Source organism: Enterococcus sp. 5B3_DIV0040 (assembly GCF_002140755.1).
Lineage (GTDB): Bacteria > Bacillota > Bacilli > Lactobacillales > Enterococcaceae > Enterococcus_D > Enterococcus_D casseliflavus.
Window position 1 is genome coordinate 1,500,612 of record NZ_NGLC01000001.1, and the last position, 24,354, is coordinate 1,524,965.

General features: G+C 43.3%; 25 protein-coding genes. 23 read left to right on the top strand and 2 right to left on the bottom strand.

Annotation, left to right across the window (positions count from 1 at the left end):
- Nucleotides 1-14: 14 nt before the first annotated feature.
- Both efbA and A5883_RS07060 read right to left on the bottom strand, forming a co-directional pair.
- A complete protein-coding gene (gene efbA, locus A5883_RS07055; protein WP_086338199.1) occupies nt 15-1,715 on the bottom strand; it encodes a fibronectin-binding protein EfbA in 1,701 nt (566 codons plus the stop codon).
- Between the two features lie 108 nt (nt 1,716-1,823).
- Nucleotides 1,824-2,222: a DUF1622 domain-containing protein gene (locus tag A5883_RS07060; protein WP_086338200.1), complete on the bottom strand. Its 399-nt coding sequence runs from the start codon at nt 2,220-2,222 to the stop codon at nt 1,824-1,826.
- Nucleotides 2,223-2,348: 126 nt separating this feature from the next.
- Here A5883_RS07060 and A5883_RS07065 point away from each other — a divergent pair, with 126 nt between their 5' ends.
- From A5883_RS07065 to A5883_RS19125, 23 genes are all read left to right on the top strand, one after another.
- Nucleotides 2,349-2,927, top strand: a complete 579-nt coding sequence (locus A5883_RS07065) for a hypothetical protein (protein WP_074933828.1) — start codon at nt 2,349-2,351, stop codon at nt 2,925-2,927.
- Between the two features lie 374 nt (nt 2,928-3,301).
- Nucleotides 3,302-4,354, top strand: a complete 1,053-nt coding sequence (trpX, locus tag A5883_RS07075) for a tryptophan ABC transporter substrate-binding protein (protein WP_010748363.1) — start codon at nt 3,302-3,304, stop codon at nt 4,352-4,354.
- A gap of 78 nt (nt 4,355-4,432) precedes the next feature.
- Complete coding sequence (locus A5883_RS07080) at nt 4,433-5,317, top strand: ABC transporter permease (RefSeq protein ID WP_086338201.1); 885 nt, start codon at nt 4,433-4,435, stop codon at nt 5,315-5,317.
- The gene (locus A5883_RS07085; RefSeq protein WP_005226102.1) at nt 5,317-6,075 is read left to right on the top strand and encodes an ABC transporter ATP-binding protein; all 759 of its coding nucleotides are present in this window, start codon (nt 5,317-5,319) and stop codon (nt 6,073-6,075) included. Before A5883_RS07080 ends, A5883_RS07085 begins: the two co-directional genes overlap by 1 nt.
- Nucleotides 6,076-6,488: 413 nt before the next feature.
- On the top strand, nt 6,489-7,358 hold the full coding sequence (locus tag A5883_RS07090; protein WP_086338202.1) for a shikimate dehydrogenase: 870 nt from the start codon (nt 6,489-6,491) through the stop codon (nt 7,356-7,358).
- Nucleotides 7,359-7,397: 39 nt separating this feature from the next.
- Nucleotides 7,398-8,423 carry a 3-deoxy-7-phosphoheptulonate synthase gene (gene aroF, locus A5883_RS07095; protein WP_005226100.1) on the top strand — a complete coding sequence of 342 codons (1,026 nt, stop codon included), beginning with the start codon at nt 7,398-7,400 and terminating at the stop codon, nt 8,421-8,423.
- A gap of 36 nt (nt 8,424-8,459) precedes the next feature.
- Nucleotides 8,460-9,515, top strand: a complete 1,056-nt coding sequence (aroB, locus tag A5883_RS07100) for a 3-dehydroquinate synthase (RefSeq protein ID WP_086338203.1) — start codon at nt 8,460-8,462, stop codon at nt 9,513-9,515.
- Nucleotides 9,516-9,534: 19 nt separating this feature from the next.
- The gene (gene aroC / locus A5883_RS07105; protein WP_005226098.1) at nt 9,535-10,701 is read left to right on the top strand and encodes a chorismate synthase; all 1,167 of its coding nucleotides are present in this window, start codon (nt 9,535-9,537) and stop codon (nt 10,699-10,701) included.
- A 44-nt stretch (nt 10,702-10,745) separates the two neighbouring features.
- Complete coding sequence (locus A5883_RS07110) at nt 10,746-11,828, top strand: prephenate dehydrogenase (protein WP_010748358.1); 1,083 nt, start codon at nt 10,746-10,748, stop codon at nt 11,826-11,828.
- Between the two features lie 9 nt (nt 11,829-11,837).
- Nucleotides 11,838-13,127 (top strand): 3-phosphoshikimate 1-carboxyvinyltransferase, encoded by a 1,290-nt coding sequence (gene aroA, locus A5883_RS07115; protein ID WP_086338204.1) that lies wholly within the window; start codon nt 11,838-11,840, stop codon nt 13,125-13,127.
- Entirely contained in the window at nt 13,124-13,630 is a 507-nt protein-coding gene (locus A5883_RS07120) for a shikimate kinase (RefSeq protein ID WP_005226095.1), read from the top strand. The genes aroA and A5883_RS07120 overlap by 4 nt, the downstream gene beginning before the upstream one ends.
- 1 nt (nt 13,631) lies before the next feature.
- Nucleotides 13,632-14,513 (top strand): prephenate dehydratase, encoded by an 882-nt coding sequence (pheA, locus tag A5883_RS07125; protein WP_016609328.1) that lies wholly within the window; start codon nt 13,632-13,634, stop codon nt 14,511-14,513.
- Nucleotides 14,488-14,958 carry a GNAT family N-acetyltransferase gene (locus A5883_RS07130; RefSeq protein WP_016609329.1) on the top strand — a complete coding sequence of 157 codons (471 nt, stop codon included), beginning with the start codon at nt 14,488-14,490 and terminating at the stop codon, nt 14,956-14,958. Before pheA ends, A5883_RS07130 begins: the two co-directional genes overlap by 26 nt.
- Nucleotides 14,959-15,075: 117 nt before the next feature.
- Entirely contained in the window at nt 15,076-16,350 is a 1,275-nt protein-coding gene (locus tag A5883_RS07135) for an LCP family protein (RefSeq protein ID WP_086338205.1), read from the top strand.
- Nucleotides 16,351-16,443: 93 nt separating this feature from the next.
- Entirely contained in the window at nt 16,444-17,292 is an 849-nt protein-coding gene (locus A5883_RS07140; RefSeq protein WP_005235946.1) for a DegV family protein, read from the top strand.
- A 176-nt stretch (nt 17,293-17,468) separates the two neighbouring features.
- Nucleotides 17,469-18,011: a GNAT family N-acetyltransferase gene (locus A5883_RS07145; protein WP_010748353.1), complete on the top strand. Its 543-nt coding sequence runs from the start codon at nt 17,469-17,471 to the stop codon at nt 18,009-18,011.
- Entirely contained in the window at nt 18,004-18,261 is a 258-nt protein-coding gene (locus tag A5883_RS07150) for a TfoX/Sxy family DNA transformation protein (RefSeq protein WP_086338206.1), read from the top strand. Before A5883_RS07145 ends, A5883_RS07150 begins: the two co-directional genes overlap by 8 nt.
- A gap of 189 nt (nt 18,262-18,450) precedes the next feature.
- Nucleotides 18,451-18,930, top strand: coding sequence for a DUF6530 family protein (locus A5883_RS07155; protein WP_005235941.1), 480 nt, complete (start codon nt 18,451-18,453; stop codon nt 18,928-18,930).
- 18 nt (nt 18,931-18,948) lie between these two features.
- Nucleotides 18,949-21,216 carry an AAA family ATPase gene (locus tag A5883_RS07160; protein WP_086338207.1) on the top strand — a complete coding sequence of 756 codons (2,268 nt, stop codon included), beginning with the start codon at nt 18,949-18,951 and terminating at the stop codon, nt 21,214-21,216.
- A 137-nt stretch (nt 21,217-21,353) separates the two neighbouring features.
- A complete protein-coding gene (locus A5883_RS07165) occupies nt 21,354-21,992 on the top strand; it encodes a hypothetical protein (RefSeq protein ID WP_086338208.1) in 639 nt (212 codons plus the stop codon).
- 87 nt (nt 21,993-22,079) lie between these two features.
- Nucleotides 22,080-22,748: a hypothetical protein gene (locus A5883_RS07170; protein ID WP_086338209.1), complete on the top strand. Its 669-nt coding sequence runs from the start codon at nt 22,080-22,082 to the stop codon at nt 22,746-22,748.
- A gap of 15 nt (nt 22,749-22,763) precedes the next feature.
- Complete coding sequence (locus tag A5883_RS07175; protein WP_015509701.1) at nt 22,764-23,612, top strand: sce7725 family protein; 849 nt, start codon at nt 22,764-22,766, stop codon at nt 23,610-23,612.
- A gap of 120 nt (nt 23,613-23,732) precedes the next feature.
- Nucleotides 23,733-23,885, top strand: a complete 153-nt coding sequence (locus tag A5883_RS19125; protein ID WP_010748347.1) for a hypothetical protein — start codon at nt 23,733-23,735, stop codon at nt 23,883-23,885.
- The last annotated feature ends 469 nt before the right edge of the window (nt 23,886-24,354 follow it).

Sequence of the window (24,354 nt, forward strand, 5' to 3'; positions counted from 1 at the left end):
AAACTTAGAAACAGCTAGGACTGTTTTAATCTCAAAATTCCCTCATCAGGTGTCACAAAAAGTGTTTTTTGATTCTCATAAATGACGAATCCAGGCTTGGCACCATTCGGTTTCCGAATATGTTTGACTTGCACGTAGTCCACTGGTACTTGGGCAGATTGACGATATTTTGAGAAATATGCGGCAAGCTCTGCAGCTTCCATTAAGGTTGTCTCACTAGGATCATCCGAACGAATGATGACATGAGAGCCAGGAATATTTTTGGTATGCAGCCAGATATCACTCTTACGAGCTGTTTTTAAGGTCAGTTGGTCATTTTGTAAATTGTTTTTTCCGACGAAAATTTCAGTTCCGTCTGAAGAAAGAAATCGTTCTGGTTGCGAAGGAGCAGCTTTTTTACGCTGTTTCGCCCGATTTTTGACATAGCCTTGTGCGATCAGTTCTTCCCGAATAACCGCCAGATCCATGGGAGAGGCAATTTCTAATTGGGCTAACACGGATTCGAGATACGCGATTTCTTCTTTCGTTTCGGCAATCTGCTGATGGATCAGTTTGACTGCATTTTTTAATTTCTGGTAACGTTGAAAATATTTCTGAGCATTTTGATTGGGAGACAGAGCAGGATCGAGTTTGATCGTCAAAAGCCGATTCTCATCATAGTAATTTTCCAAATCAACTGAAGCAGCACCACGAGGGACTTGATTCATAAAGGTCGTCAAAAGCTCACCTTTTTGACGGAATTCTTCGGCGTTTTCTGAATCGATCAACGTTTGTTGGCGTTTCTTTAACTTCAACTGGTTCCGTTTCAGTTCATTCTCAATTTTTTTCAGTAATTCGCCACCTTGTTGTTTGACCCGATCTCTTTCCGCCTTGTCGTGATAAAACGCATCTAAAAGCTCACTCAGACTCTGATAATGGGTGACAGTGGTGGTCGCATCGATCAATGATGGATAGGGAATTGGTGTAAAATATTCCTTTTTCTCTGACTGGAGATAACTTGGTACTAGCTCCTGGGTAAGCTCTGTAAAGAAAGCTTCCCACTGACGCAGTTTTTCATTGGGATTGGCATTGATTCGAGCGATCAATTCTTCTGCTGTATCGCGGCCTAAGCCTTGGAATCGTTGTTGAAGTTCTTTTGCCGTCAATGGATCAAGAGTAGATAATTCTTCAAAAATTTTGGTGCGAGAGGCTGTGAAAGGATTAAGCGTCGATTGCTTTGGTGGTGCAACATAGACAGCACCTGGCAATAAGGTACGATACGTATTTTGTGAATGACCAATGTGTTTGATCGTATCGACGATTTTTCCGCTCGTCTTATTCATTAATAAAATCGTACTGTGACGGCCCATTAGTTCGACGATCAAGACGAGGGCTTGCAAATCACCTAATTCATCTCGTCGCGTGAAATGAAAATGGATCACACGGTCATTGTCGATTTGTTCGATTGATTCTAAGATCGCCCCTTCTAAATATTTCCGTAGCATCATCAAGAAATTCGGTGGGATTTCTGGATTGCTATAGGCGATCGTTGTGCATTGTACACGAGCATAGGTGGGGTGTGCGGATAGCAAAAGTTTGTGATTTTTTCCTTGGGAACGGATCACAAATACGACCTCATTTTCATAAGGTTGATGAATTTTGTTTACACGTCCACTGGTTAATTGATTTTGTAATTCTTTGACCATTAAATGGGTAAAGACACCATCAAAAGACATATTGTTTCCCTCTTTTCTTCTAAGGATAGTTTGACTGAGGGATTGATCCTTCCAATGTCAAATATTCCTATCTATTATACCGAAGAATCCAAAGAAAAGCCATGGCAGCTAGCTTTCCTTTTTCTTGGTAGGTTGGTGATCGGTGGTTTGCAGTGCACGCTCGATTTCCTTATTCAAGAAATAAGAGATGACTGTCCGAATAATAACGACGGCAGCTAGACGTACGATGTCTTCGAAAGTAGGGTGGATGATCGTCTCAATAATATCTGCTGCAATCAAGATCTCCAGACCTAATAAAACATAACTCCCTAAATAATTGCGGATAAAATTATTCTCTCTGGCTGCCACCAATCGATCCTTTTCTTTTAATTCGTAGCGCACAAAGTCAATGCCTGCGATCAATACACCCCAAACGATGACAAAAATGGAGAGAAAGTTTAAACAGACAACGATGAAATCGAAGATTGGATTGGCTCCAGACATCAATGAATCAGCTAGATTATGCATAATGACTCCTTTACCGTTTTCTTTTATCTTACCGAATTATCGAAGAAATGTGAAGTTTCTTGACGTTCTAGAAGGGAATTGATAGTATGAATTAATAGTAGGATTTTTAAAAAAGGTGGGCAAATTATGGAACAAGTTAGGAACTTTGTTCATTACACAAAAGAAAAAATAGTTGAAAGCTGGCAAGCTTTTTTAGATGATCTTTATCGAGATCAGAAAAAAACGATTTTCACGCTGATCGGGGGAATTCTTTTCGCACTCGTCTTCGCAGGTTTGATCGTCTTTTCTCAAAATCGTATCAATGCTTCTTTAGTGGATCGGATCGCTTTTGACAAGCTGCCGTCAGAAAAAGTACAGCCATTGCCTTATCTGACTGCAGACAAGACGATTCGTGAAACACGAGCGATCTCGGTGATGTTTAGTAAGCCCAACGGACCTCAACTCGATCAAGTATTTGATCTGATCCAAGCGCAAGAAGATGAACTGAATCGGACATTTTTTTATTATCCAATCGTCTATGATGCGGCTTTTTTCTCCAATGAATACAGCGTTGATCCTGATAAAGTGACGTTTGTTTTTTATGAAGAAGGGGTTGAGAAAAATCGCTTTACCTTTGATTCATTTGGGCAGCCAACGACGGAATTCATCCCAGAATTGAATCGTTTACCGATGTGGACGATTCGTTCTTCTGCCAATGATCGATAAAAAAATCTGACAATTTGACAGAAAATTGTTGACGTTTTTTTATCAATAAGCTAAACTGAATTCAATCAAGAAAAAAAACAAGTTGAGAAGGAGGAACAATCATGAAACTATTTATTCCATTGCAAGTGAAATCATGGCAAAACTGGCGTAGATAGTTGTATTGATGGGACCTCATTCCATAGATACAACTTTTTAGAGAACCTTCTAAAGTGCTGTATCTATGCTGGTAGTTGAATTTATCGCCGCATAGGACAAGCTTCTATGCGGCTTTTGCTTACTTGCAATTGCCGTCACATAGGCAGTTGCTTTTTTTGTTCTCAAAAACCATAAAATGAAAAACACGAAAAACGTAAGCAGAAAAAGGAGAATGAAAAATGAAAAACAAGGGATTAATTGCATCGGTTGCCGTTATTTTATTATTTTTAGGAGCGACATTTGTCTATCAGTTAGGAATGAGAAGTGGGACCAATCAAGCTAGTGAGACTTCGGAACCAGTAGAAAAAGCTGAAAAAACAGTCGGGATCTTACAATTTGTCAGTCATGAAGCACTGGATGCGATCACCGAGGGGATCAAAGAAGGCCTTAAAGAATCAGGCTATACCGAAGGGGACAACTTGACGATCGAATTCCAGAACGGTCAAGCGGATCAAAGCAAATTGGCAACGATGAGTCAGCAGCTGCTAAATAAAGATGCCGACGTTTTGGTTGGGGTAGCAACACCCGCAGCACAAGCGTTGGCGAATGTCACTCAGGATGTACCGATCGTTTTAGGAGCGGTCACTGATCCAGTTGGGGCAAATCTGGTGGCAGATATGGATCAACCCGGCGGCAATATCACTGGTGTTTCCGATAAAGCACCAGTTGCTGCACAAATCAAACTAGCAAAAGATTTGCTGCCAGAGGCAAAAACAGTCGGTATTTTGTATTCTTCGACCGAAGACAATTCGAAATACCAAGTGGCAGAAGCAGAAGCTGCTGCCGAAGAAAATGGCTTGACCAGCAAATCGTATGCCGTTCCTTCAAGTAATGAAATTGCGCAAATGGTGCAAGTGATGGCACGGGAAGTCGATTTTATCTATATTCCGTTAGACAATACGATCGCAAATGCTATGCAGACCGTAGTTCAAGAAGCCAATAAATCAAAAACACCAATCATTACTTCCGTAGACACGATGGTGGAACAAGGCGGTTTGGCAACGGTCGGACAAGATCAATTTACGATAGGCGTGGAAACTGGGAAGATGGTGGCAGCAATTCTTGATGGGACAGCAGAACCTGCTACAACACCGATCTATACATTCAGCGATGGCGAAACGATCATCAATGAAACTCAGGCGCAGTTATTGGGCATCACTATCCCAGAAAACCTCAAAGACGAGGCGAAACTGATTACAACGACGCCAGAAAGCGAAGCAAGTGACGAGTAACAACCAAGAACAGCGACCACCTGCGATCATCGAGAGGGTCTTGAAAGAGAAAACTTGTAAGAATATGGAGGAAGAATGATGATTGTTTCAGCAATAGGGCAAGGACTAGTTTGGGGAATCCTGGGATTAGGGATTTTTATGACCTATCGAATTTTAAATTTCCCGGATATGACGACGGAAGGGTCCTTTCCGTTAGGCGGTGCTGTCTGTGTGACAGCGATCACCCATGGGGTGTCGCCCGTCTTAGCGACTTGTTTAGGAGTATTGGCTGGGATGTGTGCGGGCTGTGTGACAGGACTTCTTTATACAAAAGGCAAAATTCCCGTGATTTTAGCTGGAATCTTGGTGATGTCTTCATTGAACTCGGTCATGCTGTTTGTGATGCGCTCACCCAACCTCTCTTTATTAAACCAACCGAAAATTCAAGATTTTTTTACTAGAATGAATTTACCGAATTATTATGATACGGTGATCATTGGATTGATCATGGTCTTGTTGATCGGGGGCGTCTTGGTTTACTTTTTCCATACGAATTTGGGTCAAGCTTACATCGCTACAGGTGATAATGAGCATATGGCAAAATCGATGGGGATCAATACCGATCGAATGAAAATCATTGGATTGATCGTCTCCAATGGCGTGATCGCACTCTCAGGCGCATTGATTGCGCAAAATGACGGCTATGCTGACATAAGCAAAGGTATCGGTGTGATCGTTATCGGACTGGCGTCAATCATCATTGGTGAAGTGTTGTATGGGGAACTGACCTTGCTGGAACGTTTGATCGCTATTGTGATTGGCAGCATTATTTACCAATTATTGATCCTATTTGTGATCAAAGCTGGATTTGATACGACCTACTTGAAGATCTTCTCTGCAATCGTCTTGACGATCTGCTTGTTGATCCCTCAATTTAAACAAGCCTTGCATCTACGCACTGGTTTTGAAACGGAGGACGAATAATGTTAGCCTTAAAAAAAGCCTTTAAAGTTGTCGGCAACGGACCAAATGAGAAAAAAGTACTCTTGAATAAAATCGATCTTTCTTTAAAGCCAGGAGAATTTGTCACGGTCGTTGGAGGAAACGGCGCCGGCAAAAGCACGTTATTCAACTGCATCTCAGGCACCATGCCCTTGACGAGTGGGCAAGTGATGATCGATGATCAAAATGTGACTACACTTTCGGAAGAAAAACGCGCACGCTTTTTGGCGCGGGTTTTCCAAGATCCGAAAATGGGCACTGCTCCCCGTATGACAGTGGCAGAAAATCTGCTGTTAGCCCAAAAAAGAGGGCAAAAACGGTCACTTGGTCTTCGACAACTCCAAGGACAAAGGGAAATGTTCTTTGCACTTTGTAAAGAAATCGGCAACGGGTTGGAAAATCATTTGGATACGCCAACGGGCAGTTTATCTGGTGGTCAACGACAGGCACTAAGTTTATTGATGGCAACGATCCAAACTCCAAAACTGTTGTTGCTAGATGAACATACGGCTGCGTTAGATCCAAAGACCTCCAAACAGCTGATGCAAATCACTGCAAAACGCGTGGAAGAACAAAACCTGACCTGTCTAATGATCACCCATCGGATGGAAGATGCATTAAAATACGGAGACCGCTTGATCCTGCTCAGAAAAGGGGAGATCGTCAAAGATCTTTCAGCAGAGGAAAAAGCGCAATTAAGCTTACCTGAACTATTATTGTTCTTTGAGGATGACTTATAAACCCTTGATAGAACAGTGTTTTCAAAAAAAACAATCAAATAAATGAAAAAAATAAGAAAAAATCATTGACATCTTTCAAAGTTAAACCTATACTTAGGTCAATCTTACATCAGTTTGGAGCGAACGACTATGCAAAAATTATTGCTAACGAACCCCACACAACTGAATAAATATTACTTTAGCTATTTTAGATAGGTTTGTATTCATGAAGGCATGGGTACAAACGCTAAGTTTGTATCTATGATGGCTAGAGCATTTCGTAATGAATTCGCAGCCACGTAGATCGTAAAATCTATAGTGGCTATTTTTTATATTCACATATCGGCTCTGTCGTTATGTAATGTTTGAAGGTGTTCACTGTAGATTCTTAAATTTACGGTGGACATCTTTTTTTGTTGAAAGGAATGAACCAGATGAAACAAATGATAACCGGACACACACGGTTGGCGGCACTATTTGCCAAACCAGCCAAACACAGCATCTCTCCAGCGATGCACAATCTTTCTTTTGAAGAACAAGGGATCGACGCCGTGTATCTGGCCTTTGATGTTGAGCCGGACGATTTAGCCGCTAGTATCCAAAGCATCCGTCAGTTGGACCTCTTAGGTGTCAATTTATCGATGCCTCATAAAATGGCGGCTGTAGCGCTGATGGATGAATGTTCACCCGCAGCCGAGTTGATCGGCGCAATCAATACGATCGTCAATCAAGAAGGTCGCTTGATTGGGCACAATACAGACGGCATCGGCTTTATGCGAGCTCTTGAGGACATTCAAGTATCCATCATTGGCGACACCATGACGGTGATTGGAGCTGGCGGAGCGGCGACAGCGATCATTAGCCAAGCCGCACTAGACGGCGTCAAAACGATCCATGTCTTTAACCGCAAGGATGAGTTTTATCCAATCATCCAAGAAAAATTAACACAGATTGCACAAAAAACATCTTGTGAAATTACCTTAACCGACTTAGAAGATCAGATGGCTTTAAAAACAGCCATCGATCAAAGCAGCTTATTGGTAAATGCCACGGGCGTGGGAATGAAACCAAATGATACCGTAAGTCCTCTGAAAGATAAAACACTCCTACGGGAATCATTAGCTGTCTATGATGTCATCTATAATCCAAGAGAAACGCAGCTTTTGAAAGATGCGAAAGCAGTCGGCGCCAAAACTGCAAACGGCTTAAGCATGCTACTCTATCAAGGTGCAGCCGCATTTGAACTTTGGACTGGCAAAGCGATGCCTGTTGAAAAAGTCAAAGCACTCATCGAATCCATGTAAAAAATAAAAAACAGAAAAAAACGAAAGTAGGAAGAAAAAATGATCGTAATTATGAAACCAGGCGCTACGCCAGAACAAGTTGAAGTTGTTGTAACAAGAATCAAAAAAGAAGGCTTAGATGTTCAAGTCAACCAAGGAAAAGAACAGGTCGTTATCGGCTTAAAAGGGGATACCCGCCGCATCCAAGATGTTGCTTTTCGCAGCTACGAGGGTGTCGAAGATGCCATTCGGATCTCAAACACCTACAAATTGACCTCTCGTGAGTTCCATCCGCAAGATACGGTTGTGGATGTAGATGGCGTGAAAATCGGTGACGGCAACTTTGTTACGATGGCTGGTCCATGTTCGATTGAAGGCTTAGACCAAATTCGTGAATGTGCCCGAATCGCTAAAGCTGGTGGTGCCCAAATCTTACGTGGTGGTGCCTTCAAACCACGCACGTCGCCATACGCATTCCAAGGGCTGGAAGAAGAAGGGCTAAAATACATTCGTCAAGCAGCGGATGAAACGGGCATGAAAGTCATCACAGAAGTCATGGACGAAGGACATATCGATATGGTTGCGGAATACAGTGACATTTTGCAGATTGGTGCTCGGAACATGCAAAACTTCAAATTGCTAGCTGCCGTTGGGAAAACTGGGAAACCAATTGGCCTTAAACGAGGCATCTCTGGCACGATCGACGAATGGTTGAATGCAGCGGAATACATCGCCGTTCAAGATAAAAGTGAAGTGATTTTCATTGAACGTGGGATCCGAACTTACGAAACAGCAACCCGTAATACCTTTGATTTAAGCGCGGTACCAATCATCAAAAAACTGAGCCACTTCCCAATCATCGTTGATCCTAGTCATGGAACAGGTATCTGGGATCTCGTACCGCCTATGGCTAGAGCGGGTGTTGCTGCTGGCGCCGATGGGATGATCGTTGAGATCCATCCAGATCCAGCCAATGCTTGGTCTGATGGTCCTCAATCACTTAATGAAAAAACGTACATGAACATGATGAAAGAAGTCCATATCATGGAAAAAGCGATGAAAGAAATCAAAGCATTGCAAGACTAAGCGTCAAGACAACCAATAAAAGAGGTGCAAAAATCAATGTTACACATTCATTTAGAAGAACATTCCTATGATATCCTCATCAAACGAGGGGCGTTTCAAAAAGTCGGAACCTGGGTGCAACAGTTGTGGGACAAACAGCGTATTGCCGTCATTACAGACAGCAACGTCGCACCCCTGTATGGCGGACAAATCGTCGATTCCTTGACCGCTGCAGGGTTTGAGGCAACACTGTTAGTCGTACCAGCTGGCGAAAAAAGCAAATCACTAGAGCAAGCAGCTAATTTATATGATGGTCTTGCCCAACTCGGAATGACCAGAAGCGATGGGATCATTGCCCTTGGTGGCGGTGTGATTGGTGATCTTGGAGGATTTGTTGCTTCTACTTATATGCGCGGCATTGATTTCTTGCAGATTCCAACGACGTTATTGGCACAGGTCGATTCAAGTATCGGCGGAAAAACAGCTTTAAATACTGGCAGTGCCAAGAATCTCGTCGGGACATTTGCACAACCAGCCGGTGTGATGATCGATCCAGATTTACTTACAAGTTTGCCCCTCAAACGCGTCCAAGAAGGCATTGCTGAAATCATCAAGTCAGCCGCTATTGCAGATTCTGAGCTTTGGGAAACGTTAGCAGGTTTGAAAGATGAAGTCGATCTTTTGGCACATGCTGAGAAAGTAATCACTGCCTCTTTAAAGGTTAAACAAAAAGTAGTAGAAGAAGATCCTTTTGATCATGGCAGTCGTCTGACACTGAACTTCGGTCATACGATCGGGCATGGCTTAGAAAGAACAGCCGCGTTTGACACCAGTCATGGCGAAGGGGTTGCAATGGGGATGATCATGATCACCCGTCATGCAGAAGCCATCGGATTAACACCAAAAGGTACGACCCAGCTGCTTACAGAAATGGTTGAGAAGTTTCACTTGCCGATCACACCAAGTGAAATAGATAAAGAGCAATTATACCAAGCAATCACTCATGATAAAAAAGCCCGCGGGCAACAATTGAAGATTATTCTATTAGAAGCGATCGGACAGGCGAAAATCGTGACGATCCCGACTGAAAAAATCAAAGACTACCTATTATAAGAAAGGAAGGTAACGGATCATGCGTTATATTACAGCAGGCGAATCACATGGACCAGAGTTGACCGCCATTATCGAAGGGTTACCGGCAGGATTGCCATTAACAGCAGAAGACATTAATTTTGAATTAGCGAGACGACAAACCGGCTATGGCCGTGGGGGACGGATGCTGATTGAAAAAGACCAAGTCCGTATCACTTCGGGTATCCGTCATGGAAAAACACTAGGCTCTCCTGTGACTTTAGTGGTTGAGAACAAAGATTGGAAAAACTGGACCAAGGTCATGGCGATCGAAGAGGTACCAGAAAAAGACCGCAAACTACGACGAGTGGCACGACCAAGACCTGGTCATGCTGACTTAGTCGGCGGCATGAAATACCATCATCAAGATTTACGAAACGTTTTGGAACGCTCATCTGCTCGTGAAACGACCATGCGGGTAGCCATCGGAGCAATCGCGAAGAAAATTTTAAAGGAGCTTGGCATCGATGTGGCGGGTCATGTAACAATGTTAGGCGGCATCAAAGCGGAAATTCCTGAAGGGTTGACCGTCAAAGAAATCGCAGAACGCTCTGAAGCTTCAGAAGTAAGGGTGTTAGATCCGTCAGTCGAAGAAGAAATCAAGCAGCTGATCGATCAAACGAAGAAAAATGGCGATACGATCGGCGGTGTAGTGGAAGTACTTGTTGGCGGCGTTCCTGCTGGTTTAGGCAGTTACGTGCAATGGGACAAAAAACTTGATGCGAAAATCGCCCAAGCCGTGGTCAGCATCAATGCCTTTAAAGGTGCTGAGTTCGGCGTTGGCTTTGAGGCTGGTGTTTTGCCAGGTTCCAAAGTCATGGATGAGATTTTATGGGACGAACAACGAGGCTATACCCGTCGCAGCAACAACCTTGGCGGGTTTGAAGGCGGCATGACGAACGGTGAACCAATCGTGGTTCGTGGTGTTATGAAGCCGATCCCGACCTTGTACAAGCCGTTGCAAAGTGTGGATATCGACAGCAAAGAACCGTATAAAGCAAGCGTCGAACGCTCAGATAGCACCGCTGTACCAGCAGCCAGTGTTGTTTGTGAGAGTGTGGTGGCGACAGTGGTGGCCAATGAACTATTAGAAAAGTTCCCAAGTGATTCATTCGCAGAATTGACTGCATCTGTTCAAGCGTATCGAGAATACTTGTTAACCTACTGATTAAAGAACCAGCAAAAATTCCAGTAGAAATGAGGATTCTTTTCATGAACCAAAATATCTTTGTCGCCGGTCTAGGATTGATCGGCGCTTCCTTAGCAAAATGTATCAAAAAGGCACATCCGCAAGTGCATTTGATGGGCTGGGATTGTCAGGAAACCAATGAGATCGCATTAGCAACAAGTTTAGTAGACGAAGTGCCCCCTTCATTTTCAGAAGGTGCTGTCCGTGCCGACGTGATTTTGTTGGCATTGCCGGTAGAGATCACCAAAAAATATCTTGCCGAACTGGGGGCACTTTCATTAAAGCCTTCGGTGCTGGTAACAGACACCGGCAGTACCAAAGCGGAAATCACCCAATTCGCCGAGTCCTTTTCCTTTGATTTTATTGGGGGCCATCCGATGGCTGGCTCTCATAAATCAGGGATCACAGCAGCCGATGAGAACCTTTTCGAGAATGCTTACTATATCTTCACACCGACGAAAAGTCAGCGGATGGAAGAGCTGCAAGAGCTTTTTCGCGGCACTAGAGCCAAATATGTGGCGCTTGCGCCAAAAGAGCATGATCAAATCACAGGGATGTTGAGCCATTTGCCCCATATTATTGCTTCTGGATTAGTCAATCAGGCAGACGCTTTCAACCAAGCCCACCCCAGAGCGCAACAACTTGCAGCAGGCGGTTTTCGCGATATCACTCGCATCGCTTCTTCAGATCCTCGCATGTGGACCGATATCTTATTGAGTAATCGACAGGAACTACTGCAGCTGATCGATGAGTGGCAAAAACAAATGACGACCATGGCTCACTGGTTGCAGGAAAAAGACGAACGGGCGATCTTTCGGTTCTTTGAATCCGCGAAGGAAACACGGGATCAATTGCCGGTTCATCAAAATGGCGCGATCCCGGCATTCTATGATCTATTCATCGATGTACCGGATCATCCCGGTGTTGTCGCTGAAGTGACGGGGCTATTGAGCGAGCATCAGCTCTCTTTGATCAACTTAAAAATTCTTGAAACTCGAGAAGACATCATTGGTGTTTTACAGATTTCATTCAAAACGCAAAATGATTTGCTGCAAGCAGAGCAGCTGATCCAAAACAAGACGACCTATTCGTGTCGAAAAAAATAGGAGGCTGGGATGAAACTAAAAAAAGCAACACATTTAAAAGGGACGATAGCGGTCCCTGCTGACAAATCGATCTCACATCGCAGTATCATGTTCGGGGCGTTAGCTGAAGGAACAACGACTGTCCGAAATTTCTTACGTGGAGAAGACTGCTATAGCACCCTTCATGCATTTCAATCATTAGGGGTTCCGATCCATGATGACGGTCAGACGATCACGATTGAAGGACAGGGCTTTAATGGTCTTAAGCCTGCTGACGAACCAATCGATATCGGTAATTCTGGCACAACGATTCGTCTAATGATGGGGATTTTGGCTGGACAGCCATTTACAACTACCTTATTCGGTGATGACTCATTGAATAGACGACCAATGAATCGCGTGATGCTGCCATTAAGAGAAATGGGTGCCGATGTGAGAGGGCATGAACAGACGGAGTTCCCACCGATCACCATCAATGGCACGGCTTCATTACATCCCATCAATTATCAGATGCCCGTAGCAAGTGCTCAAGTAAAATCAGCGCTGATTTTTGCGGCACTACAAGCACAAGGTACATCTACGATCATTGAAAAAGAAACAAGCCGCAACCACACCGAAGAAATGATCCGTCAATTCGGTGGTGTCATCACAACACAAGGCAAAACGATCACTGTGACGGGACCTCAAACACTCCAAGGACAAGAAGTAGTTGTTCCCGGTGATATTTCCTCCGCTGCCTTTTTCTTAACAGCCGGCGCGATTATGCCAGAAAGTGAGATCGTTTTAAAAAATGTCGGGATCAACCCCACTCGTACAGGAATTCTTGACGTGCTAGAGGAGATGGGTGCTTCGATTGCTTTTTCTAATCAAGACGATCAGAATCAATCAGCTGACCTTACCGTTCAAAGTTCTACCTTGCAGGCAGTAACCATCGCTGGCGATATTATCCCACGCTTGATCGATGAATTGCCGATCATTGCGTTGTTAGCCACGCAGGCGCATGGCAAAACGGTGATCAAAGATGCGGAAGAACTAAAAGTAAAAGAAACCAACCGAATTGATGCAACTGCCGAAGAGTTGACAAAACTAGGAGCGGACATCACTCCCACCGAGGACGGGTTGATCATCAACGGTCCAACCCCTTTGCATGGCGGACGTGTGTCAAGTCGGGGGGACCATCGCATCGGCATGATGCTGCAAATTGCCGCCTTATTGACAGATGAAGAGGTAGAATTAGAAAAAGCCGAAGCCGTAGCAGTTTCTTATCCTGATTTTTTTGAGGATGTCGCACGTTTGGCTAAAGGAGGAAACAGCGAGTGAAAAAAGTGATATTAATTGGCTTTATGGGTGCTGGAAAAACCACGATTGGTCGTCTTTTGGCTGAAGAAACGAAACAGTCTCATGTGGATTTTGATGACTTGATCGTTGCTGAGATCGGCATGACCATTCAAGACTTTTTCGATCAACACGGTGAGGAAGCCTTTCGCAAAATCGAAACGGATATTTTAGCTAAAACTTTGGCAAAGGAACAAATTATTTCCACTGGTGGGGGCATCGTATTAAAAGAAGAAAACCGTCAGCTTTTAAAAGAGATGCCGCTCGTCGTGTATTTAAAAACAGATCCCGAGGAACTGATCCATCGCTTAAAGGCGGATACTGGCAGCATTCGTCCTTTAGTCGTCTCAAAATCACCAGAAGAAATATTGGCTGTTTACCGTCCTCGGATTCCTCTTTATGAAGAAACTGCTTCATTGATCGTTGAAACGACGAACAAAACACCAGAAGAAATCGTACAGGAAATTTTGATCAAAGCAGGTGCATAAAATGAAGATTGGTTATTTAGGACCGAAAAGTTCCTTTACGCATTTAGCTGCGCAAGAAGCGTATCCAGAAAATGCCTGTATCCCTTATGGATCGATTCCACTTTGTATTCAAGCGCTAGCTAACGGTGTGATCGATCGTGCGGTCGTTCCGAACGAGAACTCATTAGAAGGGTCCGTTCATGCCACTATTGATACACTGTTTCGTCAAAATCAATTGAGCATCGAACAGGAAATTATTTTACCGATCAATCATCAATTGTTAGTTTCTCAGCAAACAGCAAAAGACTACCGTCCCATCACTAAGATAATTTCTCATCCGCAAGCCTTGGCTCAATGTGCCGACTTCATCGAAGCCCGATTTGCTGGAGCTACTGTTGAGGCGGTTGCTTCCACAACGACTGCAGCAGCGTACGTAGCAAAACATCCAGAAGAAGCAGTTGCGGCGATTGCTTCCAAAGAAGCCGCTTTGGCTTATCAGTTAACGATCAAAGAAACCAATATTCAAGATGTTGCCTTTAATCAAACCCGGTTTTGGGTTTTGACGAAGAAAGCAGCAAACACCCAATTACCAGAGCAGACCGTCGAGAAAGCAACGATTTTTGTGACGCTGCCAGCAAATCGCCCGGGAATCTTGCACAAAATCTTAGCAACCTTTGGCTGGCGAGAAATTGATTTAAGCAAAATTGAATCGCGGCCGTCAAAAACCTCCTTAGGGGAATACTTTTTCGTGATCGATCTGGTGATGGACAAACCGTGGCAACTGATTGTAAATGCCTTTGAAGAGATTCAGTTGTTGGGTGGACACGTCCATCTTCTCGGCGTGTATTCGGTAAATGTTGTTGAGGAAGTGACAAAAAATGACTCAAGTCAAAATAAGAATTAGCCAAGATGAAACACTTTTAGCAACGTTTCATAAAGAGATCCAAACACAGCACCATCAATGGTACCCAACGATTTTTAAGCCCTTTGATCAACCAAGATTTGAACAAGCAATCACACAGCAGCTGCAAGAGCCAAGCCACCACTTTTTTATCGCTTGGTTGGCGGAACAGCCTTGTGGCTTTGTGCATCTTCAAGAGGTCCGTTTGCCACAAAATGCGATGATGCATGAACGAAAGTGGCTGGAAATTGCAGCGATCGCTGTTGACCCTCGGTACCAAGGGATGCATATTGGAAAACAATTGTTGGCATTTGCTGAAAACGTTGCGCTGGAAAAAGGCTTCGATGATCTCTCGCTAAACTTTTGGTCGGCAAATCAAGTGAAATCATTTTATGAGCAAGCAGGATTTGTGAGCACACGACAAGGAGCATCAAAGCATCTAAGGTAGAAAAATGAAGAAATTTCCTAGAAAAAGGTTAAAATTTCAAAAAATAGCTTTCTTTCTATAAGGTCTAGGGTATCCTTATAGACAGAGAGCTATTTTTTAGTTGGAGGATCAGAAGCAATGAGCAGGATGGAAAAAAATAAAAAACTGCATGAACGGCTAGAAAAGGAATCCAGTCAGGCAGCCAAAGAAAGTATCTTTGCCCGCCGAGAAGCCAAAAGAAGAAACCAGCGCGTCAGACCGAGTGATTCTACTTCGTCTGCTGATGAGCCAGTAAGAGACATTTTGTATCAAAACACCGAGCATCCTAGGGCAAGCGACCCTCGTGCGGCTCAAAGTTCCCGAGAACAGTCACAAGTAGGAATAAAAAAATCTGAGGGACGAAAAAGCGCAATCCCCCCGCTATCTGCTCAGGGACCTGCGATGCATCAAGGCCAGGAACAAAGCAAACAAAAACCGCAAAAGCTTAAGAAGAGCAAGCAACCCAAACAAAAGAAAAAGCGGAAGCACCCAGTTCTGCGTATTGTGGTTCGGGTACTATTGGTGCTTTTTGCCTATTCATTAATTGCGTTTCTTGTCGGTCAGCAAGTCGCAAGAAGTGACGCTGCTTTTGCTACGACTGATGAAGAGACCTTTAATGGTACGGCCGCTGCTAATGGTGCTCGTAATATATTGCTCATTGGTAGTGATAGTCGTGAAGGAGAAGCTGGACGCGCAGACACTATTATGGTTTTGCAATTAGATGGTCCCAGTAAGCAACCGAAGCTGCTTTCCTTTATGCGGGATACTTTAGTTACGATTCCCGGTTATGGCGAAAACAAGATCAATGCGGCGTATGCCTTTGGTGGTGCTGATTTAGTCAGACAAACATTAGCGGAGAATTTCGGGCTAGAAACCAACTATTATGCAAAAGTTGACTTTCGTTCCTTTGAAAAAGTGATCGACACACTGTTTCCCTCAGGTGTTGCTATCAACGCGGAAAAAGATATGAGTAAAAATCTTGAAGTTGCCATCAAACAAGGGCAACAACAAATGAATGGGCTTGAGCTGTTGCAATACGCACGCTTTCGGATGGACGAAGAAGGTGACTTCGGTCGTGTAAGACGACAGCAGCAAGTAATGGATGCGATCTTTAGCGAAATGAAAAATCCTTTAGCTATTTTAAAATTGCCTTATGCAGCAGGAAAAGTCTTAGGCTATGCTTCCACCAACCTGCCAATGTCTTTCCTATTAAAAAATACCTTCTCGATTGCTCGAGGGGCGGGAGGAGTCGACAGCTTGACTGTCCCAGTCGCTGACTCTTGGCAATACGGTTCAAGTGCGAGTGCTGGAAGTGTGTTAGTCGTCAATCTTGAAACCAATCAACAAGCGATCAGGAATTTTCTTAATGAGTAAGCAGAATGAAAAGTTCTGAAAACCATTTGAAAGTAAGTAAATTTATGCTATATTATTAATGACGTTTGAAATTTGTTGAAACGAGGAAAAAGAATGAAATTAGCCGTTGTTACTGACAGTACAGCTTATCTGCCGGAACGGATCAAAAACCATGAAGATTTGTTTATCATACCGATTCCTGTTATTTTAGATGGAAAAGTCTACAATGAGGGTATCGACATTGAAGCTGATGAGTATTACGCTTTGCTGAAAAACAGCAAAGAATTCCCAACCACTTCTCAACCGGTATTAGGAGAAGTGTTAGCCTTATATGAGTCATTGAAAGATCGCGGTTACGACACGATCATTAGTATCCACTTATCAAGCGGGATCTCTGGATTTATCGGAACGCTGTATGGAATCACCGATGAAATCGAAGGTGTTCAAATCATTCCTTACGATTCGAAAATCACAAGTATGCCGATGGGTCACATGGTAGAAACCGCTCTTGATCTATCAAGTCAAGGCAAAACCGTCGAAGAGATCATTTCCCATCTGGACACTATCAGAGACAATACCTATGCCTATCTAATCGTGGACGACTTGAATAACTTGGTTCGCGGCGGTCGCTTAACCAATGGGGCAGCCTTGATTGGCGGATTATTAAAAATCAAACCGATCTTGACCTTTGATCAAGGTAAAATTGTGCTTTACGAGCGCATTCGTTCCAGTAAAAAAGCATTCAATCGCGCAGAAGATATCATTGGTCAACGGGAGCAAGAAATCGCATTGCCCGTTAAATTTTATGTAATCCACGCCAACAATTTAGAAGTAGCGAAAGAAGAAAAAGCGAAGCTACAAGCGAAATACCCAAATGCAGAAATTGAGATTGGTCACTTCGGACCAGTTATCGGCACGCATTTAGGAGAAAAAGCCATTGGAATCGCTATTTCAGCGCAATAATTTTTATTTTTTCTATGTTTATCACGCCATTATCTTTTCAAGACGATGTATGTAAGAACCAGTTAGACGTTTGTCTAGCTGGTTCTTTTTTCTGCTTTTTTGAGATTCGCTTGTAAAAAATCACACAAACTCGTACAATAGGATCAAAATGAAGGACTGACAAAGGAGGAATTGCTATGAAGTGTTCCTTAAGAAGATGGCAAATGAGCGATGCACAAGATTTAGCCCATGCGTTAAATAATCAAACCATCCACGATTATTTACGAGATGGGTTGCCATTCCCCTACACGGTCGCAGATGCACAAGCCTATATTCGATCTGTGGAGGAAGCAGAATTTGCCTTTGCGATCACTGTGGATGACCGAGCAGTCGGCAGTATCCGTGCTGTTCGCAAAGAAAATATCCATTATAGAACGGCTGAGATTGGCTACTCTATTGCACAAGAGTATTGGGGAAAAGGCTTGATGACGCAAGCCGTTCAGCAACTATGTGACTATGTATTTACTACATCAACTATCGTTCGTATTTCTGCTGAATCTTTTGCGAAGAATCATTCCTCTTGTCGTGTGTTGGAAAAGGCAGGTTTTACGTTAGAAGGCGTTTTGCGAAAGCATGCGGAGAAAAACCAGCAGCTGTTCGATATGAAGCTCTATGCGTTGGTTCGTCAAGAGAAAGAGGGGCAAGATGACCACAATCAAAAAGGAGAAACCTATGAATGAACTGCAAAAATTACCAAATGTAGGTCAGGTTTTAGCGGATCACCTGGTGCGTATCGGCATCAATACCCCTGAACAACTACGCACAAAAACGGCCGAAGAGGTTTTTCTAACTATCCGCCACCAATGTGATGCGGGCGCTTGCTTGCATATGCTCTACGGCATTGAAGGGGCGATCCAAGGCATTCCTAAAGCGCAGCTTACATATCAGAGAAAACAAGCGTTGCGCCTTTTTTTCAATCAATTGAGTTAGTGAAGTAATGCGTCATAAAAAAGTACTTTTTAAGAGCGTTTGTTTTTAGATGCTTCTTATCAAGTGCTTTTTCTATAAACATCTGTCCCTAGCTACTAGAAAAGACCTTTTGCTTGTTCCAAACTAGCTTCCTCATTATACTTACTCTATCTAGTAAATTACTAATTTACTAAACAAGGAGTGAGAATAATGAAAATACCAGAAAACTTGAAACATAAGCCCGTCATTAAAGTGGAAGACTATGATACTGTTGACGGAAAAAATGCGTTACATACAGATGCAAAAGGCCTTTCCCTCGGATTAGCACAATGGAATGATCGCGGAAAAGTCGATATCTCAGGCAAGGTTTGGCGCCATACAGGTGAAAAATGGTCTCGTCAGTCAGAAGAACTACCCCTCACTAGAATCTTAGATCTAGCAATCTTAGTGGCGCAATCTAGTTTGTATTTTCAAGAGGCCTATCGCCATGAAAAGTTTTACGATCCTGAAAATCCGTTGATCGAGATCATTGGCCTGCAAGGAAATCGTATGACCGTTGAAGTAGACACCGAAAATCCTAAAATCGATGAAGACATTCTGCTTTTTTATGATTCCTTGCAAAAAGATGGCGAGCTATACGGCGAACGCTTCAAAATCCTAAAGCGGCTTTTAGATGAGCTAGGTTATTAAGAAAAGGAGCAGATTGCCATGACACAAAATCAACCGTCTTTTGTCGTAACGAAAGGACGCGCTTTTAGCAAATTAGAACAAACCATGATTTGGAAAAAACCACAAAGTCATCAGACCAGTGCTGAAGAACTACGAATTGCTTCAGAGATCGCGTTGAATTGGGCGGATCCAGAGATGAAGATCTTCAATGTGTTGCTGGAAGGCGATGCTGGGTCTGGTAAGACCCAGTTGGCAAAGGCACTTTCTGCCGACTTGCAACTGCCCTACACCAAAATCACCTGCTTTGCGGATATGGATAAGTCAGATGTATTTGGTGCTTTATTACCAGTGATCAACACCGACCAAGAAGAGGACAAGGACTTGCTGGATGCGATTTATCAAAGTGATTGTTTTGAAGATGTCTTGGCATTGATCCAGCGGCATTTTTCCTTGACTCGTGAGCGGGCACGGGCGAAATTTGCGGAACTGATCGAACGGATTGAAACCAGTGATCAGCAACCGACGATTCAATACAAATTTTATCCCTCCGAAATCGTACGGGCGCTGGAAAAAGGCTATTTGCTTGAGATTCAAGAACCAACGGTCATTCGTGATGCTTCGGTACTAGTGGCACTAAACTCGGCCCTTGAACAAAACGGAATGCTAAATATCCCGACCGGTTTTGTTCGACGACACCCTGACTGTGTGGTGATCATCACAACGAATCGGAATTACCAAGGCAACCGCCCCTTGAACGAATCCTTGCGAGATCGGATGCAGCACGCTGAAAAAATGGATTTACCTGAGCTAGCAGTCATGGTGCAGCGAGGCATTGCCAAAACCAGTTATCCGGACAAAACGACTGCAGAGAAAATGGCTGAAATCATCCGCTTACTAGACGTGACCGCCAAAGCCAACGCCATCAAAGGGGTGGCGGGCATGCGTTCCTATTTTTATTGGTTAAATGCTGTCAAACAAGGACAAGATCCCTTTACAGCAATTGATAGCAAAGTGCTCTACAAAATCACTACCGATCCAAATGAGCTTTCTCTGTTACAACAGGCGCTAGAAGCTTCAGGGTTATTGGCGCAATTGCGGCTTTTGTTTTCTGGACAACCGCTAAATGCCTTTAAAGAACAAATCAAAGGACGCAGAGTCAACAGCGAAGAGGCTGACCAACGCAATGTAGTGGAAGAAGGCACGCCCATCCTAAAAAATGAGCAAGTCCTTGAGACCGCCAATCAAGAAACTGAGGCGGAAACGATGGAAACCAGTGATTCTGACAAACAAGAAGCGAAAAGCGCAGCAACTGAGGCGACGTTTTCAGAAGAACTAGAACGCAATAGTCATGATGGCCAAGCAAAAGCTGGGAGTGAGACACAAGAGGCAGCTCCTGCTTCTCATTCTTTGTCGATCGAAGCGTATGAAGCCCAGGAGAAAGAAAAGAAAACCACGGCATCAAAGGCAGCACGACAAGCATTGAAAGAATCGATCCATGCCAAAGAAGGGCTGATCGTTCATCGACCACCCGTCGATTTAGAAAAAGCGACTGAAGCCCAACAGCGTTTGCAGCCGTTGCAGCCGATCGTAGAGTCATTGATCAAGCAAACCCAAGAAGTATTGGAAAACGAACAAGCTTCGGCATACAGTAAAGGTAAGTACAGTGGTACACGCTTTGATGCCAGCAAGGTTGCGTATCAGGATTTTCGGACCTTTGACAAGAAGAATCCACCTCACGAACAGCCTTCCTTAGCTCTTGCTTTGCGCATCGATGAATCAGGTTCGATGATTCGAGAAGATCGGATATTGTATGCCCAACAGGCGGTCTTAGCGGTGAATGCTTTTGCCGAACGTTTATCTTTGCCATTGATGATCTATGGCGACACAGCGGACGTGACCGCTCGTGAAAAAACCTCGCTTTTTGCATACAAAGAATTTAATGAAGGCTTTGAATTTGTGCCAGAGAAACTCATGACAATGAAGCCTCGGCAAAATAACCGTGATGGAGCTGTCTTGCGTGTGCTAGCTGAAAAGCTCGCTCATCAGCCGGCAACCACTAAATTACTCTTGAATATCAGTGATGGCCAGCCAAAAGCTCTTCCTGATTATACAGGGGTAAAAGCCAAAGAAGATATTCAGCAGGTGATCGCTGACTATGAACGACAAGGGGTGCTGTTTCTTGCAGCTGCTATTGGGCAAGACAAAGAGGTGATCAAAGCGATTTATGGGGAAGAACGCTTTATTGATCTTTCCAATTTAACAGAATTTCCGCAGCGTTTGTTGCAGCTACTAACAAGGTATTTGTAAACGTCGATAGCTAAAGGGAAAAGAGTGTGGACTGCATGCCGCACTCTTTTTTTGATCATAATTATATTATGTAAACAAGATGATATTTGTCTAAATTTGGATAGTTCTGTAAAATAGACGCCAAAAGGAGAGATATCATGAACAAATGGCGGTACTTCTACTATCCTTGTCAATTCGGCTGGCACGCAGCACTTCGTAGGCGCAGTTTGCTGATGAGTGGTGTGTTGGCGATTCTTCTACTGATCATCGCCATCTTTGCAGAGCATTGGCTAGTGTTTTTTCATCAATGGCTACAATATGAAACAAATAGCAGTGAGAATCAGATGGATCTCACGTATGCCAGTTGGCTTTTCTTTTTGCAGTTGCTACGCTTCGTACTAGGCGTTCTAACTATAGGCTTGATCGCCGCCTTTTTATGGCACTGCAATCACATGTATCGTTTTCATTTGATGGGGGAGGAGCAGCAATCTCTGAGTATTCGGTTGTTGTTAGGACAGTCTCCGTTGTTGGTCACCTTTGAAGAGCTTTTCTTTGTAGGCATTCAAAGCACTGTTATTAGTTTGATAGGGCTTGTCAGCGGTTTGTGGCTTAGTCAAAAAGCACTGCAGGATTTCTTCCATTTCTTTCATCTTCCCACAGGCTTTACTTTTGAATTTCCCTTTAAAGGTCTATTAATCGCTCAACTTGGTGTGCTCTTGTTGCTTTTTTTGTTACGATTCCGCGGTACAAAGAGGATGGTTGAAGAGATTCTTGTTAACGGATGCCCGAATGGGTGAGGGAATGATAGGCTGCTTTTATTTCCCTCTTCCAAAATGCGAACATATGTTTTATAATAGGTGAAACAAGACAAAGGTCGTGAATTTGTGAAGACATCCTTAACTTTAGAAATGGAAGAGGCACTTTATTATTATTGTCGGGAAAACAGTGATATTGTGGTAGAAGAGGTCGTCATGCCAGATGATCACGGCATCGTGGATACTTTGAGTTGTCGCTTGACGACTGAAAATACCTTTGAATGGCGTTGCTACGAACTCAAAGTTAGTTTGGCAGATTTTCGCTCAAAAGCAAAACTATCCTTTATTGGGAATTATAATTATTTTGTCTTACCCAAGGCATTGTATGAGAAAGTCAAAGATCAGATTGGACCTACAATTGGTGTTCTGGTCTATCATGCATTTCTTGAAAAAGAAACGGGCAGCAAAGGGTATTTCAGTGTCGAAAAGAAGCCCCAACGGCAAGAGCTGCAGGTTCCAGAAAATGCCTTATTGTTTCGGTTGATTTCGGCACAAGCGCGAGAAGTCGGCAAAGCAAAACAGACTGCTCGAGGATTGCGGGTATTTTCAACAGAACGTTTGTACCAAGAACTGAAGAAACGTCAGCCTGAGTATGACTTGTTCGGTGGTGGAGTCAATTACTATGATCGATTTATTGAAGATACTCAGCTGCAAGCGATCGAAGCCTTGAAAGAAGAATTGGCCGCTACGAGATCAGCCTATGAAGCGCTGGAAAAACGTTTTTTATCAGGCGAGTAAGAAGGAGAGAAGAAGATGTACTTCCCGTATATTCGTGGAAAACAATTTGATTTATTGGCGTTGAAAGCACTGTTGGAACAAGATTGTTTGTCAGACGCGATCCAGCCGATCATTGAACCAGTCAAGCAATCAAAAACGTTTTGGACGACCATTGACCTGTTTCAAAGGAAGCAGCATCCTTTTTATCTGGTTCGCAATCCACAGGCGGGGGCTTTTCTGACGGCAGAGGGGTTAGCAGAGTTGCAAAATGTTGCTGCCCCTAAAGCAATGATCGTAGATCGTCCCATTGAAACAGTGGAAGAAAAGCCTGATCTTTGGATCATCCATCAAGCGGACCAAGCACTCGCTAGTGATTGGCGGGAAAATACACTGCCGGTGCTGGTTAGCAAAGAGTTTCGTTTGTTAAATAAAATCAACGGCCCGAAACTACTGATGGAAGATCCGTTTACCCGTTTACCTAAAAATAGTTTTTATACAGAATGTCCGGAGGAAGGATTTTCAAAAACCCATCATCTTTATCATAAATTGGGCTATGCGGGATTTAGTGATTTTTCTGTCGATAGCAAAATTTATTATGAGCACAGTTATCCCTCAAAACGGTTGGTTTTGCATTGGATCTATCCGACAGCAGAGCAAGACTTGCGAATCGTTCACTTATTTTCTGAGGAAGAATTACCAAGTCAGAAAGAAAAGTTTTTTGAAGTCATGGAAGCTTTGTTGCAGCATGAGGAAGAGTATCCTACACAAACAGCTGGGCTGCAGCTATTAGTTGCTGCTTATCAGCAAGGGGCGTTTCCTGGTATGGGCGTTATTCGGAAAGCCGCCGTTATGAATCACTTGGAACTCGTCAGTCGTCTTATTTAGTCGCTATACGCATACGATTGTAGGCTCTAACAAAATACTGCCATTTATTGTACAAAACACCTTGATTGCACCCATTGTTTTCAGGATAGTGATAAAATCAGGGAAAAGGAGTTGGCGCTCGTGGGAACAAAAGATAGAGAATATTATCGAAATGAAGGAAAAGAATTTGAAAAAAACAAGAAAAACCTGCTTATTCGACGTTTAAATCAACTAATCGTTGTCTTGGTCATTTTGATCATTGTCTTTTCGGCGATCCTGTATTACATAGTTTGAAACTTTCCGTAGCTGTCATTGCTTTATTGGCAGCAACAAAACGAAACTTGTACTTAGATGACTGTGCACCCTTGATTAGGACTCGCTATGGGAATCTGATCCGTTTAGGTGAAAACTGAACGCAACGAAACGTTTCTTGTTTATCGTTGCTGGTTTGCCTGTGATCAAGATTCCCATTAGGCTATTAGTTAGCACAAATTTGCTGGGTTAAGTGCGAATCATTACTGATAAGATCGTGAACAACGATACTTGACTGATTCATTGAGTTTGGCCAGCAGCTGCAAACCAAAGCTTGAATTCAAAGATTCAAGAATCAACAAGATCAAATACAGACAAAGGTTCAGAGATAATTTGTCAGTTGCATGTTGTTTCACTCGTAGAACCAACAAAAATCTAAAACTATCGCTCAAATGACCATTTTTTTGATTATGCTGCCAATTAGGTGAATTTGAAGGAAATAATCCTAAAT

Excerpts from the sequence above, each read along its gene's own strand:
- A5883_RS07140 (WP_005235946.1), top strand. The coding sequence starts at position 16,444 with ATGAAATTAGCCGTTGTTACTGACAGTACAGCTTATCTGCCGGAACGG.
- A5883_RS07065 (WP_074933828.1), top strand. The coding sequence starts at position 2,349 with ATGGAACAAGTTAGGAACTTTGTTCATTACACAAAAGAAAAAATAGTT.
- A5883_RS07160 (WP_086338207.1), top strand. The coding sequence starts at position 18,949 with ATGACACAAAATCAACCGTCTTTTGTCGTAACGAAAGGACGCGCTTTT.
- aroF (WP_005226100.1), top strand. The coding sequence starts at position 7,398 with ATGATCGTAATTATGAAACCAGGCGCTACGCCAGAACAAGTTGAAGTT.
- trpX (WP_010748363.1), top strand. The coding sequence starts at position 3,302 with ATGAAAAACAAGGGATTAATTGCATCGGTTGCCGTTATTTTATTATTT.
- pheA (WP_016609328.1), top strand. The coding sequence starts at position 13,632 with ATGAAGATTGGTTATTTAGGACCGAAAAGTTCCTTTACGCATTTAGCT.
- A5883_RS07085 (WP_005226102.1), top strand. The coding sequence starts at position 5,317 with ATGTTAGCCTTAAAAAAAGCCTTTAAAGTTGTCGGCAACGGACCAAAT.
- A5883_RS07080 (WP_086338201.1), top strand. The coding sequence starts at position 4,433 with ATGATTGTTTCAGCAATAGGGCAAGGACTAGTTTGGGGAATCCTGGGA.
- efbA (WP_086338199.1), bottom strand. The coding sequence starts at position 1,715 with ATGTCTTTTGATGGTGTCTTTACCCATTTAATGGTCAAAGAATTACAA.
- A5883_RS07155 (WP_005235941.1), top strand. The coding sequence starts at position 18,451 with ATGAAAATACCAGAAAACTTGAAACATAAGCCCGTCATTAAAGTGGAA.
- A5883_RS07060 (WP_086338200.1), bottom strand. The coding sequence starts at position 2,222 with ATGCATAATCTAGCTGATTCATTGATGTCTGGAGCCAATCCAATCTTC.
- aroC (WP_005226098.1), top strand. The coding sequence starts at position 9,535 with ATGCGTTATATTACAGCAGGCGAATCACATGGACCAGAGTTGACCGCC.
- A5883_RS07150 (WP_086338206.1), top strand. The coding sequence starts at position 18,004 with ATGAATGAACTGCAAAAATTACCAAATGTAGGTCAGGTTTTAGCGGAT.
- aroA (WP_086338204.1), top strand. The coding sequence starts at position 11,838 with ATGAAACTAAAAAAAGCAACACATTTAAAAGGGACGATAGCGGTCCCT.
- A5883_RS07145 (WP_010748353.1), top strand. The coding sequence starts at position 17,469 with ATGAAGTGTTCCTTAAGAAGATGGCAAATGAGCGATGCACAAGATTTA.
- aroB (WP_086338203.1), top strand. The coding sequence starts at position 8,460 with ATGTTACACATTCATTTAGAAGAACATTCCTATGATATCCTCATCAAA.
- A5883_RS07135 (WP_086338205.1), top strand. The coding sequence starts at position 15,076 with ATGAGCAGGATGGAAAAAAATAAAAAACTGCATGAACGGCTAGAAAAG.
- A5883_RS07175 (WP_015509701.1), top strand. The coding sequence starts at position 22,764 with ATGTACTTCCCGTATATTCGTGGAAAACAATTTGATTTATTGGCGTTG.
- A5883_RS07110 (WP_010748358.1), top strand. The coding sequence starts at position 10,746 with ATGAACCAAAATATCTTTGTCGCCGGTCTAGGATTGATCGGCGCTTCC.
- A5883_RS07090 (WP_086338202.1), top strand. The coding sequence starts at position 6,489 with ATGAAACAAATGATAACCGGACACACACGGTTGGCGGCACTATTTGCC.
- A5883_RS07130 (WP_016609329.1), top strand. The coding sequence starts at position 14,488 with ATGACTCAAGTCAAAATAAGAATTAGCCAAGATGAAACACTTTTAGCA.
- A5883_RS07165 (WP_086338208.1), top strand. The coding sequence starts at position 21,354 with ATGAACAAATGGCGGTACTTCTACTATCCTTGTCAATTCGGCTGGCAC.